This is a genomic window from Flavobacterium psychrolimnae, from assembly GCF_003312425.1.
GTDB lineage: Bacteria > Bacteroidota > Bacteroidia > Flavobacteriales > Flavobacteriaceae > Flavobacterium > Flavobacterium psychrolimnae.
Genome location: NZ_QNUX01000015.1, coordinates 15,776 through 29,102, shown reverse-complemented (window position 1 = coordinate 29,102; position 13,327 = coordinate 15,776). Strand labels below are relative to the sequence as shown.

Annotated in this window: 12 protein-coding genes and 1 tRNA gene; all 13 read left to right on the top strand. The window is 33.8% G+C overall.

Going from position 1 to position 13,327, the window contains the following annotated elements; genetic code table 11:
* The first annotated feature begins 14 nt into the window (after positions 1 to 14).
* The 13 genes from DR980_RS14135 (at position 15) to DR980_RS14075 (ending at position 13,269) form a co-directional block, all read left to right on the top strand.
* Complete coding sequence (locus DR980_RS14135; protein WP_113637314.1) at positions 15 to 1,547, top strand: glycoside hydrolase family 10 protein; 1,533 nt, start codon at positions 15 to 17, stop codon at positions 1,545 to 1,547.
* A gap of 27 nt (positions 1,548 to 1,574) precedes the next feature.
* A complete protein-coding gene (locus tag DR980_RS14130) occupies positions 1,575 to 2,840 on the top strand; it encodes an AmpG family muropeptide MFS transporter (RefSeq protein WP_113637312.1) in 1,266 nt (421 codons plus the stop codon).
* Between the two features lie 163 nt (positions 2,841 to 3,003).
* A complete protein-coding gene (locus DR980_RS14125) occupies positions 3,004 to 4,614 on the top strand; it encodes a glycoside hydrolase family 3 protein (RefSeq protein ID WP_113637310.1) in 1,611 nt (536 codons plus the stop codon).
* A 141-nt stretch (positions 4,615 to 4,755) separates the two neighbouring features.
* Entirely contained in the window at positions 4,756 to 5,394 is a 639-nt protein-coding gene (locus tag DR980_RS14120) for a peroxiredoxin (protein ID WP_113637308.1), read from the top strand.
* Positions 5,395 to 5,520: 126 nt separating this feature from the next.
* Positions 5,521 to 5,829 carry a thioredoxin family protein gene (locus DR980_RS14115; protein WP_091172170.1) on the top strand — a complete coding sequence of 103 codons (309 nt, stop codon included), beginning with the start codon at positions 5,521 to 5,523 and terminating at the stop codon, positions 5,827 to 5,829.
* Positions 5,830 to 5,940: 111 nt separating this feature from the next.
* A complete protein-coding gene (locus tag DR980_RS14110) occupies positions 5,941 to 6,198 on the top strand; it encodes a DUF6952 family protein (RefSeq protein ID WP_113637306.1) in 258 nt (85 codons plus the stop codon).
* Positions 6,199 to 6,385: 187 nt separating this feature from the next.
* Positions 6,386 to 6,883 carry a thiol peroxidase gene (gene tpx, locus DR980_RS14105; RefSeq protein ID WP_113637304.1) on the top strand — a complete coding sequence of 166 codons (498 nt, stop codon included), beginning with the start codon at positions 6,386 to 6,388 and terminating at the stop codon, positions 6,881 to 6,883.
* Between the two features lie 10 nt (positions 6,884 to 6,893).
* Complete coding sequence (locus DR980_RS14100; RefSeq protein ID WP_113637302.1) at positions 6,894 to 7,268, top strand: diacylglycerol kinase family protein; 375 nt, start codon at positions 6,894 to 6,896, stop codon at positions 7,266 to 7,268.
* 19 nt (positions 7,269 to 7,287) lie between these two features.
* Complete coding sequence (locus DR980_RS14095; protein ID WP_113637468.1) at positions 7,288 to 9,735, top strand: DNA translocase FtsK; 2,448 nt, start codon at positions 7,288 to 7,290, stop codon at positions 9,733 to 9,735.
* On the top strand, positions 9,719 to 10,429 hold the full coding sequence (locus DR980_RS14090) for a LolA family protein (RefSeq protein WP_113637300.1): 711 nt from the start codon (positions 9,719 to 9,721) through the stop codon (positions 10,427 to 10,429). The genes DR980_RS14095 and DR980_RS14090 overlap by 17 nt, the downstream gene beginning before the upstream one ends.
* 8 nt (positions 10,430 to 10,437) lie before the next feature.
* Positions 10,438 to 11,877, top strand: a complete 1,440-nt coding sequence (locus DR980_RS14085; RefSeq protein ID WP_113637297.1) for an LptF/LptG family permease — start codon at positions 10,438 to 10,440, stop codon at positions 11,875 to 11,877.
* 7 nt (positions 11,878 to 11,884) lie between these two features.
* Complete coding sequence (gene ribB, locus DR980_RS14080) at positions 11,885 to 13,018, top strand: 3,4-dihydroxy-2-butanone-4-phosphate synthase (protein WP_113637295.1); 1,134 nt, start codon at positions 11,885 to 11,887, stop codon at positions 13,016 to 13,018.
* A 166-nt stretch (positions 13,019 to 13,184) separates the two neighbouring features.
* Positions 13,185 to 13,269: transfer RNA gene (locus tag DR980_RS14075), tRNA-Ser, on the top strand.
* Positions 13,270 to 13,327: the final 58 nt, after the last annotated feature.

Genomic DNA, 13,327 nt, shown 5'->3' with positions numbered 1-13,327 from the left:
TAAACATTACTCTGATGAAAAATTTCAAGCACACTCTTTTGCTTATTACTTTCCTGTTACTTTCTTTTTGGAATGGTAATGCACAGGTATTGGCTACAAATCCAAAAAATGAATTTAGAGCCGTTTGGATTGCTACCGTGGTAAATATTGACTGGCCGAAAATGAGTACTGATAATGTTGCCAAACAAAAAGCGGATTATATAGAAATTTTAGACGCTTATAAAAAACTAAATTATAATGCTGTAATTGTGCAAATCAGAAGCGTTGGGGATGCTTTTTATCCAACAGAATTAGCACCATGGTCCCGTTTTTTGACCGGAAAAGAAGGTCAGGCTCCAAAACCTTATTTTGACACATTAGCTTGGATGATTGCTGAAACGCATGCCAGAGGTTTTGAGTTTCATGCTTGGATGAATCCATACAGAGCTACGATGGATTATAATACTTCGCTTTTGAGTCCAAATCATGATTTTTTCAAGCATCCAGATTGGATGATTAAATACGGTGGAAAATATTATTACAATCCGGCATTACCAGAAGTTCAGAACCATTTATTGGCTATTGTAGAGGAAGTTGTGGAAAAATACGATATCGATGCGATACATTTTGACGATTATTTTTATCCATACAGAATAAAAGGAGAGCTATTTAATGATACTGCTTCGTACATAAAATACGGAGATGGACTAAGTATTGAAGATTGGAGACGCTCGAATGTAAATAATTTTGTGCGATGTGTTTCTTTATCTATAAAAAGTATTAAACCATGGGTGCAATTCGGTATTAGCCCATTTGGAGTATGGAGAAATAAATCAGTAGATCCCAGAGGTTCTGAAACTGAAGCAGGACAAACAAATTACGATGATTTATTCGCTGATCCTTTAGCGTGGATGGAGAACAAATGGATTGATTATTTAGTTCCTCAATTGTATTGGAGTATGGATCACCCTAAAGCTTCTTATTCAAAACTATTGCGTTGGTGGTCTGAAAACTCAACAAATACCGCAATTTACATTGGAAACGGAACCTATAAAATTAATGCGGATTCTGATAAAAGATGGAATAATCCACAAGAAATTCCAAATCAAATAGATATTACCAGATCCTACAAAAACATTCAGGGAAATGCTTTTTTTAGTGCCAAATCATTTTTGAACAGAAATCAAACTGTGACTAAATTACTAACAGAAAACCAATACAAATATCCTGCTCTTCCAACTGTAGTGCCCGGTTCCGTAAAAAAAATGGCTATAGTACCAACTGCAAATAACATTTTGATAGATCCAATTGCATCACGATTTAATGTGACCTATCCTATGTACAGCAAAGTGCGTTATGTTATGGTTTATGGAGCAAAATTGAATTCAAAAATTGACATCAACGATCCGAGTCAAATTATTGATAAAATAGCATTCAAAGACGATAATGATACGGTTGAAGTAGTGATTCCAACTTATAAATTAGACAAAAACACCACGTGCGCGATTACATTCATTGATTTTTATGGTAATGAAAGTGACCCAACTTTAGTAAACTTTACGCTATAAAATTTAATCGATTATAATTTGCCTTTCATGAAAACAGACAATAGACCTTGGTATTGGATTCCCGTTTTAAACTTTGCTTCCGGCTTGCCTTACGCCATCATTATTTCGGTTTCGGTGATTATGTACAAAAACCTCGGAATCAATAATGAAGACATTGGAATTTATACCAGCTTACTCTATTTGCCTTGGGTGATTAAACCGTTGTGGAGTCCGTTTATTGATCTCTATTCGACTAAAAGAAAATGGTTTTTGAGCATGCAATTGCTTATTTCTCTTGCTTTTTTGATTGTGGGTTTAACGATTCCTTTGAGTAATTTTTTCGTTATCAGTTTAGCCGTTTTTTGGGTTGCTGCATTTGCATCGGCCTCAAATGATGTAGCCAGCGATGGATTTTACATGTTGGCTTTAGAAAAAGACCAACAATCTTTTTTTCTTGGAATCAGAAGTACTTTTTATAGACTTTCGATGCTTACCGGAAATGGATTAATGGTATTTATTGCTGGTTATTTAGAACAAGAATTTGGCGATAAGCAAAAAGCATGGTCCTATACAATGATAGTTGTAGGATTAATCATGACCGTAATTACAATTTACAATTATTTTTCGACTCCAAAAATGGAAGCAAAAATCGTAGAAACAACAACGGAATCGGTTGCAAATAAAAGTTTTGCTGCTGTTTTCGCTACTTTTTTTCAAAAGAAACAAATTGGTTTAGTTCTGGCTTTCATTCTATTATTCAGATTAGGGGAATCGCAATTGTTAAAAATGCTGACTCCTTTTTTAATTGATCCTGTAACAGCAGGAGGAATGGGTTTAACCACTCAGGATGTTGGAGTTATTTATGGAACTTTTGGCGTGATTGCACTTACTGTTGGTGGAATTTTAGGCGGAATCGTAATTTCACGAGACGGATTAGGAAAATGGATGTTGCCAATGATTTTGGCCATGCACTTACCTATAATTGGGTTCATTTTACTTTCACATTTTCATCCTGGTTCCGTTTTGTATGTTTATGCAACCGTTATCGCAGAGCAATTTGGCTACGGATTTGGTTTTGCCGCTTTCATGATGTACTTGATTTATGTCGCTGATGGCGAATCAAAAACGTCTCATTACTCGATTGCAACTGGATTTATGGCTTTAGGAATGATGCTTCCGGGAATGATAAGTGGTTATATCCAAGAATATCTTGGCTATGGAAATTTCTTTATTTGGGTATTTCTAGCAACGATTCCGGGACTAATTTTGTCGCGCTTTTTGATTTTTCCAGCCGATTTCGGCAAGAAATCATAACAAGAATAAATAAATTAGCTTTTTTTTTAACACATAAGTTTATTTAAGTAATTAAGTCTCTTGTAAAACAACTTTTTTGCAACTACTCTTCTTTATTATTTATTCTGTATAGTTTGTCTTACATGACTTACATGTTGAAAATTATTACCATATCCATTTCAAAATGACATTAGAACAAAAAATAGGACAATTTTTCTTTCCAGCCGTTTTTATCAATGATACTAAAGAAAATATTCAGGCTACCGAACGATTAATCAAAGAACACAACATAGGCGGATTGACTTTTTTTCACAGCCGAGCCAGTGCGGCAACGAACTATGAAACGAAGAAAAAAATAGTTCTGAATGACGATAGTTTTCAGCGTTTAAAAGAACTGATTGTACGTTATCAAAATTGCGCAACTACTCCTTTATTAATGAGCATTGATGCCGAATGGGGATTAGCCATGCGCGTCGAAAAAACACCTCAATATCCATATGCAATTACGCTTGGTGCTTTACCTGAAAGTGAAAAACATTTGGTTTACGAAGTGGGGAAACAAATAGGTTTAGACTTAAAATCTGTTGGGATTCATTATAATTTAGCGCCGTTAGCGGATATTAACAACAATCCGAACAATCCTGTAATTGGATACCGTTCTTTTGGGCAAAACAAAGATAAAGTAGCTGATTTTGCTTTGGAATATCTAAGAGGAATGAATGACGTTGGGGTTTTGGGATGTCTTAAACATTTTCCCGGACACGGAAATACCAATGTCGATTCACATTTAGGATTACCGGTTTTAAAAGAAACATTGGAAGAATTATTAGCAAATGAATTAGTTCCTTTTATAAAAGGAATCGAACATAATGTGGATTCGATTATGATTGGTCATTTGGCTGTTCCTGCTTTGAATGACGGAAAAGATACTTCGGCAACATTATCAAAATCCGTGATTGAAACACTTTTGCGAAAGCAATTAGGATACGATGGTTTAGTAATTTCGGATGCGTTGAACATGCACAGCGTTTCTAAATTATACGATCAAAAAGGGCAATTGGAATGGGAAGCTTTTAATGCTGGAAATGATGTGTTATGCTTTGCCGAAAATGTTCCTGAAGGAATCCAGGAAATCTTAAAAAATGCAACTCCGGAGCGAATTGAAGCTAGTTTTCAACGCATCTGGAAATGCAAACAAAAAGCAGGAATTTTGGATGGAAAACTAAGTTTGCCAAACCTCTCCAAAAGTAATTTTGATTTTGAAACCACTTCAAAATTAAACCTAAAAATTGCTCAAAACTGCATCACAAAAATAAAAGACAATCATAATACTGTGACTGTTTTTGATGCAAAAAACAGAGAAGATTTCGCCAAAATTAGCCTTTACAAAAATATTGATAATGTATTTTTTAAAAGCTTGACACATGCTTTGCCTTCTCCAGAATTTAGTTACGAAACTGGAGGCGCATCTGTTCTGAATGAATTAGAGGAAAATTTAAATAGATTTGACACGTTAGTTATTTCTTTATTTGTTCCAAAGGCAAAACCTTTAAACAATTTTGATATTGAAGATTCTGTACTTCAATTTTTAGGCAACTTATTGACTACTAAAAAGTGTATTTTATATGTTTTTGGGAATCCGTACGCACTTCAAGTGATCCCAAATCTGAAAAAAGCTTCAGGGATTATAATGGTCTACCAAGATTTTATTGAATTCCAAGAAGCCGCTGCAGAGCAACTCCTGGAAAACACAAACTGCAAAGGAACTCTTCCTGTGCAGGTTAACATGTTATAATTAGTAAATTAAATCTTTCAAAAAGTAGAGTATAGTAATTCCCTATTTTGAAATAAATTTTTATAATCATTTGGTATTTTATTTAACTTTTAGACTAACTACTTTTGCACCATCAAAAAAATAACTAAAAAAGTAAATAAAATGTCATTAGTAGGTAAAAAATTTCCAAGTATTGCAGTAGACGCTATCTCTGAAATGGGTGATAATTTGAAAATCAACATTTTCGATGAAGCTGTAAATAACAACAAAAAAGTACTTTTGTTTTGGTACCCAAAAGATTTTACATTCGTTTGTCCAACTGAATTGCATGCTTTTCAAGCTGCTTTACCGGAATTCGAAAAAAGAAATACAATTGTTATTGGTGCTTCTTGTGATACTAACGAAGTACACTTTGCTTGGTTAAATACACCAAAAAATAACGGTGGAATTGAAGGTGTTACTTACCCAATTCTTGCTGATACTAACAGAAATTTATCTAATATCTTAGGAATTCTTGATATTGATTCAACGGAATATTCTGAAGAAACTGATTCTGTAATTGTTGAAGGTTCTAATGTAACTTTTAGAGCGACTTACTTAATTGATGAAACTGGAAAAATTTTCCACGAAAGTGTTAACGATATGCCACTTGGTCGTAACGTAAATGAGTATTTACGTATGGTTGATGCTTACACGCACATTCAGGAAAAAGGAGAAGTTTGTCCTGCAAACTGGGAAGCTGGAAAAGAAGCGATGAGCGCTGATAGAATCAGTACTGCTGAATACTTGACTTTAAACTAATTAAAATAAAGATACAAAGGTTCAGAGGTCCTGAGCAACAAAGGTTTTTTGTTGTGTAAATTCACGAAGTTCTAAAAACTTGGTCCCCTTGAACCTTTGCCTCTTTCAACCTTAAAAAACAAACTTATGTTAATCGAATTAACTGAAGATACGTTGCAGGATTTAATTGCAAAAGACGAAAAAGTAGTCGTTCAATTTTCGGCATCATGGTGCGGAAATTGCCGAATTATGAAGCCAAAATTCAAAAAATTAGCTTCAGAAAACGAAACAATCACTTTTGCTCTTGTTGATGCTGAGAATTTTCCAGAATCGAGAAAATTAGCAAATGTTAGCAATTTACCAACTTTTGCCACTTTTGTAAATGGAAAACTGGTAAACGAAACACAAACCAATAAACAAGAAGTTTTAATTGAATTAGTGAACGAAATAGTTTAATGATTTCTTAGTTTAAAGTTTAAAGTTACCTGACTTTATCAATAAGTTTAATGTAACAGCAGTTCAAACCTTAAACTTTTAAAACCTTAAACTTTAAACTTAAAAAATAAAATGAAATTACCCGTAATTAAGCATTTAACGCAGTTTATAGAAGAAAATGATGAAGATTACATCATAGAAACAATCGAAGTTCTGGAAGCAATGACTGAAATTTCATCATTGAAAGATGAAGAATTAGATGTGATTGGGGAATTAATTTCTAATATGTATGGCGCTTTAGAAGTCAACAAATTAGTAAAAACCGGAACTGACAAAAAAGAAGCTTTAAACAGTTTTATGAAACGTGTTTTGGGTTCTATTGACAAATAAAAGAATTTTTAATTCTTTATTTCAAAAACGCACTCCGCAACGAGTGTGTTTTTTTTATTTAAAATTCAAAAGATATTGTAGCCATGCAGTTTAAAAATTGAACCAAAACGCTAAACTTATCGCGACATATGAGGACTTATTCTTAAATAATTTTCATACTTTTGAACCTCACAAAAAAACAAACATTATGGCTTCAATAACATTAGGAGGAAATCCGATTCACACTTCAGGAGAATTACCAAAAATAGGTACGAAAATAGCTGATTTCAAATTAGTTAAAACTGACCTTTCTATAGCTTCACTAAGTGATTTTGCTGGAAAAAAATTAGTTTTAAATATTTTCCCAAGTGTTGACACCGGAACATGTGCAGCATCAGTTCGTAAATTTAACGAAAGTGCCAGTACTTTAGAAAACACAACGGTTTTATGCGTTTCAAGAGATTTACCTTTTGCACAAAAACGTTTTTGTGGAGCGGAAGGACTTGAAAATGTTGTTATTTTATCTGATTTTCCAGAAGGAAGTTTTGGTAAAGCAAATGGTTTAGAAATTACTGACGGACCATTGGCCGGATTGCATTCAAGAGTTATTATTGTTGTTGACGAAAACGGAATAATCACTCACACGGAACAAGTTGCTGAAATTGCAGATGAACCAAACTACGAAGCTGCATTAGCAGTACTATAATCCAAACTTGATGGAGTTTCAAAAAGACAATACTTTCTTTACCGGAAGATTAAAAAGCGTCTCTTATGCATTTAAGGGCGCTTTGAAATTAATCTCGACGGAACACAGTGTTATGGTTCAATTTTCCATTGGGATTTTGATGAGCATTGCTGGATTTTATTTTGGTATCTCTAAAACAGAATGGCTTTTTCAGACTTTAGCTATCGGTTTAGTCATGAGCATCGAAGGTCTAAATACTGCTGTTGAGAAAATAGCCGATTTTATTCATCCAAATTACCATGAAAGAATTGGATTCATCAAAGATATTGCTGCGGGAGCGGTATTTTTTGCTGCTTTGACAGCAGTAGCAATTGGTTTAATCATATATGTACCTTTATTTCTTTAGGTATTATTTCAAATTAAGAATGGCAAAAACAACAAAAACAGCTCCTTTAAATAAAAAAAACGATACTAAATCAGTAGATAAAACTCCATTACAGCTAACCAAACAGCACAAAATTGTTTTTGGTTCCCTATTGGTTTTATTTTCTGTTGCTTTATTGTTTGCCTTTGTGTCCTTTTTCATTTACGGACAACAAGACCAAAGTGCTGTTCAGGAATTGACAAATCGTTCAGAAACCGTTCAGAACTGGCTTGGAAAATTTGGTGCCTTTTTAGCAGATTTACTAGTTTATAAAGGTTTCGGAATTGCCGCGTTTATATTTGTACGTTTGTTTTTCCTTTCAGGGATTTATTTAGTACTCGGAATTCCGGCGAGGAAATTAAAAAATATATGGTTTTGGGATTTATTCGTAATCATTATTTTATCTGTTTTGTTTGGGTTCTTTGCTACTTCAGCACCAGAATTAGGCGGAACAATTGGATATGAATTAAATTTATTTCTGCAAGATTATATTGGAAAACCCGGAACTTTGTTGATTTTGTTCTTCGGATTAATAATCTACGTCATTTTTAAAATCAAACTTTCTCCTGAAAGTATTCAGTCCTTTTTTGACACTACCAAAAAAGAAATAAAAGCAGTTTCAATCACTAATCCGCTTAACAATGGCAAAAGTGGTTATAACCTAGAAGAATTTGCAGTTGTAGAAGAAGAGATTGATGACATCCATTTAAAAACGAATGGTTCGCAATTCGAAATTAATAAAGAAGCACTGAAACCTACCATCAGTAATTCTTCTGATATTAGTAGAGATCCAATTGCAAAACCGCTTGCAATGCAAATTACGCCAATAGCTATTCCAGATGTTATAGCGAATGTTGACGAATCTTTTGTTATAGAAACTGCTCCGGAAGAAGATATTATCGAAGAAAATTTAGCTTCAAGATTGGTGGCTGATTTTGGATTATTTGATCCAACTTTGGATTTATCGAATTATAAATTCCCTACTATTGATTTATTGAAAGAATATTCAACTGGCGGAATTACCATCAACCAAGAAGAATTAGAAGAAAATAAAAACCGAATAGTAGATACGCTTCGCAATTATAAAATAGAAATTGCACAAATAAAAGCGACCGTTGGACCATCGGTAACATTATACGAAATTGTTCCGGAAGCTGGAATTCGTATTTCAAAAATCAAGAGTTTAGAAGATGATATTGCATTATCACTATCAGCATTAGGAATTCGTATTATTGCCCCTATTCCTGGAAAAGGAACGATAGGAATCGAGGTTCCGAATAAGAATCCAACGATGGTTTCAATGAAAAGTGTTATTGGCTCTGCCAAATTTCAAGAAGCCGAAATGGAATTACCAATCGCACTTGGAAAAACAATTTCAAACGAAACATTTGTCGTGGATTTAGCCAAAATGCCTCACTTATTGATGGCGGGTGCTACCGGACAAGGAAAATCTGTTGGTTTGAATGCCGTACTGACTTCGCTTTTGTACAAAAAACATCCAGCGGAAGTTAAGTTTGTTTTGGTTGACCCAAAGAAAGTGGAGCTTACACTTTTTAATAAAATTGAAAGACATTATTTAGCGAAACTTCCAGATATGGATGATGCTATTATTACGGATAATGCAAAAGTGGTGAATACGTTGAATTCGCTTTGTGTGGAAATGGACAACCGCTATTCGTTATTGAAAGACGCAATGGTGCGTAACATCAAAGAATACAACGATAAATTTAAGGCTCGAAAACTAAATCCTGAAAACGGCCACCGATTTTTACCCTATATCGTTCTTGTTGTCGATGAGTTTGCCGATTTAATTATGACCGCTGGAAAAGAAGTTGAAGTTCCTATTGCACGATTGGCGCAACTGGCGCGAGCAATTGGAATCCACTTAATTATAGCGACACAAAGACCGTCAGTAAATGTAATTACAGGTTTGATAAAAGCCAATTTCCCTGCGAGGATAGCTTTTAGAGTGACCTCAAAAATTGATTCCAGAACTATTTTGGACACACAAGGTGCGGATCAATTAATAGGTCGTGGTGATATGCTTTACACTAATGGAAATGATGTCGTGCGAGTACAATGTGCATTTATAGATACGCCAGAAGTAGAAAAAATTACTGATTTTATTGGTTCACAAAAAGCGTATGCGACTGCTTATTTACTTCCTGAGTTCGTTGGGGAGGAAAGTGGCATTAATCTTGATATGGATATTTCCGACAGAGATACTTTGTTTAGAGAAGCCGCCGAGATAATTGTAAATGCACAACAAGGATCAGCTTCCTTGTTACAAAGAAAACTTAAATTAGGCTACAACAGAGCAGGTCGATTAATCGATCAACTCGAAGCTGCCGGAATTGTAGGTCCTTTTGAAGGAAGTAAAGCACGAAGCGTAAACATTCTAGATATGAGTTCTCTTGATCAATTTTTCAACAATGAACAAAACAAATAATACGATGAAATCAAAAATTCAAGATTCTAAAAAAAACAATACTAAAAGCATTGGTAAAAAACTATTTTTATTAACTGCAATGTTTCTGTTTACTTTTTCGATTCAAGCACAAGACAAAAAAGCAAAAGACCTTTTAGACCAAGTTACTGCCAAGGTTAAAAGTTATAATAATATTGCCATTGATTTTAAATACTCCTTGAATAATGCAAAAGAAAACATTAATCAGGACAGTAAAGGAAATGTAACGATGAAAGGCAATCAATATGTATTGAATTTCATGGGAGTCACTAAAATTTTTGATGGAAAAAAAACATACACTATCGTTCCGGAAGATGAAGAAATTACCATTTCTACAGTTAACGAAAAGGACGATAATGCAATTACGCCTTCTAAAATGTTGACTTTTTTCAATACCGGTTATAAATACAATATGGATATTTTGCAAAATGTAAAAGGCAGAAAAATCCAATATATTAAATTAGTTCCTTTGAATGCTAAAGATCAAAGAAAAGAGGTGTTATTGGGAATTGATGTACAAACAAAACACATCTATAATTTGATAGAAGTGGGCAAAAAAGGAACAAAAACAACATTAACGGTTAATTCTTTCAAAACCAACCAACCTTTGTCAAAAAATCAATTTACATTTGCGGGAAGTAAATATCCAAATTACTACATCAACAAATTAGATTAATGCACTAGGTGAAAATTCTTGACAAATACTTATTAAAAACCTTTTTGACTACATTTACTACGGTATTTGTAATCCTATTTTTTATATTTATACTTCAAACCGTTTGGTTATTCATATCCGAATTGGCCGGGAAAGATTTAGATCTATTAATGATCATTAAATTCCTGGCCTTTTCTATGCCTAGAATTGTACCATTAGTTCTACCACTTTCAATACTATTATCTTCGATAATGACTTTTGGAAACTTAGCTGAAAATTATGAATTTGCAGCGATGAAATCTTCTGGAATTTCGCTTCAACGAGCCATGCGAAGTTTAACTGTATTTATAATCTTATTGAGTATTGTTGCTTTTTTCTTTTCGAACAATGTCATTCCATATGCCGAATACAAGTTTATTAATTTCAGAAAAAACATTGCACAAGTTAAACCGGCATTGGCAATAGCCGAAGGACAGTTTAATGATGTTGGTTTCTATAATATTAAAGTCAACAAAAAAAGCGGTGCAGAAGGCAATACGCTTACTGGAATAACCATTCATAAAAAATCAAAGATTGGTGACGGAAGCAAAACTGTTATCAAAGCAAAAGACGGAGAATTAATCAGTAGTGAAGAATCCAGTATTCTACAATTAGTGCTTAATAATGGGTATTATTACGAAGATATTGTACCAAAAAAATACGAAGACCGCAGTAAAATGCCTTTTGCAAAAAGTTCCTTTAAAAAGCAAATCATTAATATTGATTTGTCAGAACTAAATAAAGTTGACGTGAATGACGAATCGGTTGCCAATACCAATACGATGCTTACAGTTAATGAACTGAATTACACTTTAGATTCTTTAAGGAAAAATATGAAAACGGATATCATTTCGTTTACAGAAAATAGTAATTCCCGAATTGGATTTCCTGCAAAAAAAGTAATGGTTGCAGCCAAAGCAGATAAAAGAAAACCACTTCCAAATGATATTTTGTCTTTATATACGAACCAAGAAAAATCAGATATTTTAAAAATCGCGAGCAGTAATGTAACCAGTACTTCCTATGCTATTGATACTTCCAGAACTGAATTGTTTAATAAGCAAAAAAACATAAACAGGCATTTATTAGCTTTTTACGATAAATTTGTAATTGTATTCGCCTGCTTTCTTATGTTTTTTATAGGAGCGCCATTGGGAGCAATTATCAGAAAAGGCGGATTAGGACTTCCGATAGTTTTTGCCGTATTGATATTTATTACTTTTCACTTTATAAATACTTTTGGAAAAAGGATTGCTCAGGAAAACGGAATGACTCCTTTTATGGGAGCTTGGTTATCGTCATTTATATTAACACCATTAGCCGTTTTACTGACTTACAGAGCTACAAACGACATTGGATTAATAAATATGGATGTTATTTTAACACCCTTCCAAAAAGTAATAAAAAAATTATTCCCAACACAAAACTAAACCCTAAATGGACTTAAATAAAATACAACTTAACACAATTGAAGAAGCAATAGAAGACATCCGTCAAGGAAAAATTATTATAGTTGTTGATGATGAAGATCGTGAAAATGAAGGCGATTTTTTGGCTGCAGCCGAAAAAGTGACACCAGAAATGATCAATTTTATGGCAACACATGGCCGTGGATTAATTTGTGCTCCACTAACAGAAAGCCGTTGTAAAGAATTAGGATTACATGTAATGGTGACCAACAATACGGATCCTATGGAAACTGCTTTTACAGTTTCGGTAGATTTAAGAGGAAATGGTGTAACCACAGGAATATCTGCTGCGGATAGAGCAAAAACAGTTTTAGCGCTCGTTAATCCCGAAACAAAACCACATGATTTAGCAAGACCAGGACATATTTTCCCTTTGATTGCTAAACAAGGAGGTGTTTTAAGAAGAACTGGTCACACAGAAGCTGCAATTGATTTCGCTCGTTTAGCTGGATTTAAATCAGCCGGTGTAATTGTGGAAATCATGAATGAAGACGGAACAATGGCGAGACTTCCACAATTGGTTGAAGTGGCTAAAAAATTCGATTTAAAATTAGTTTCCATTGAAGCCTTAGTTGCGTATCGAATGCAACACGACAGTTTGATTGTCAAAAAAGAAGATTTTGATATTGAAACGCGTTACGGGACTTTCAGATTGAGAGCGTACCAACAAACTACCAACAAACAAATACATATTGCCTTAACCAAAGGTACGTGGAATATTGGCGAATCTGTTTTAACGAGAATTAATTCGACATTAGTCAATAATGATATTTTAGGTACATTGACAAACGATGTCAACAAAAAATTAGATGATATGTTTGAAATCATCAATCAACAAGGAAAAGGTGCCGTTTTATTTATCAATCAGGAAGCACAATCAGTGGAATTACTGAATCGAATTGTAGAATTGAAAGGATTGCAAGCCAAAGGAGAATTTAAAGCGCCACAAATCAAGATGGACAACAAAGATTTTGGTATTGGAGCACAAATTTTACATGATATAGACATTTCAAAAATTCGTTTACTGTCCAATACCGAGCAAACAAAACGAGTTGGAATGATAGGATACGGCCTAGAAATCACAGAATATGTTAAGTATTAAATTTTTTTTCTAATTTTTTTTAAAATATTTTTTGTCTAAAGTATACAAAATGAAACCTTTAAAAATTAGTATAAAAAATAGATGTTTTTTTTCTAAAAATAGATTTGCATAACCAAAAAAGGTTCTTATATTTGCACTCGCAATCAGGTAATGAAAGCGACATACTGGAGAAATGGCAGAGCGGTCGAATGCGGCAGTCTTGAAAACTGTTGACTGTAACAGGTCCGGGGGTTCGAATCCCTCTTTCTCCGCGGAAAGCCCCTCAGTGAGGGGCTTTTTATATTTCAATACTTTCCTGTATTTAAAAAA

Coding starts and splice junctions, on each gene's coding strand:
- DR980_RS14135 (WP_113637314.1), top strand. CDS start 15: ATGAAAAATTTCAAGCACACTCTTTTGCTTATTACTTTCCTGTTACTT.
- DR980_RS14130 (WP_113637312.1), top strand. CDS start 1,575: ATGAAAACAGACAATAGACCTTGGTATTGGATTCCCGTTTTAAACTTT.
- DR980_RS14125 (WP_113637310.1), top strand. CDS start 3,004: ATGACATTAGAACAAAAAATAGGACAATTTTTCTTTCCAGCCGTTTTT.
- DR980_RS14120 (WP_113637308.1), top strand. CDS start 4,756: ATGTCATTAGTAGGTAAAAAATTTCCAAGTATTGCAGTAGACGCTATC.
- DR980_RS14115 (WP_091172170.1), top strand. CDS start 5,521: ATGTTAATCGAATTAACTGAAGATACGTTGCAGGATTTAATTGCAAAA.
- DR980_RS14110 (WP_113637306.1), top strand. CDS start 5,941: ATGAAATTACCCGTAATTAAGCATTTAACGCAGTTTATAGAAGAAAAT.
- tpx (WP_113637304.1), top strand. CDS start 6,386: ATGGCTTCAATAACATTAGGAGGAAATCCGATTCACACTTCAGGAGAA.
- DR980_RS14100 (WP_113637302.1), top strand. CDS start 6,894: ATGGAGTTTCAAAAAGACAATACTTTCTTTACCGGAAGATTAAAAAGC.
- DR980_RS14095 (WP_113637468.1), top strand. CDS start 7,288: ATGGCAAAAACAACAAAAACAGCTCCTTTAAATAAAAAAAACGATACT.
- DR980_RS14090 (WP_113637300.1), top strand. CDS start 9,719: ATGAACAAAACAAATAATACGATGAAATCAAAAATTCAAGATTCTAAA.
- ribB (WP_113637295.1), top strand. CDS start 11,885: ATGGACTTAAATAAAATACAACTTAACACAATTGAAGAAGCAATAGAA.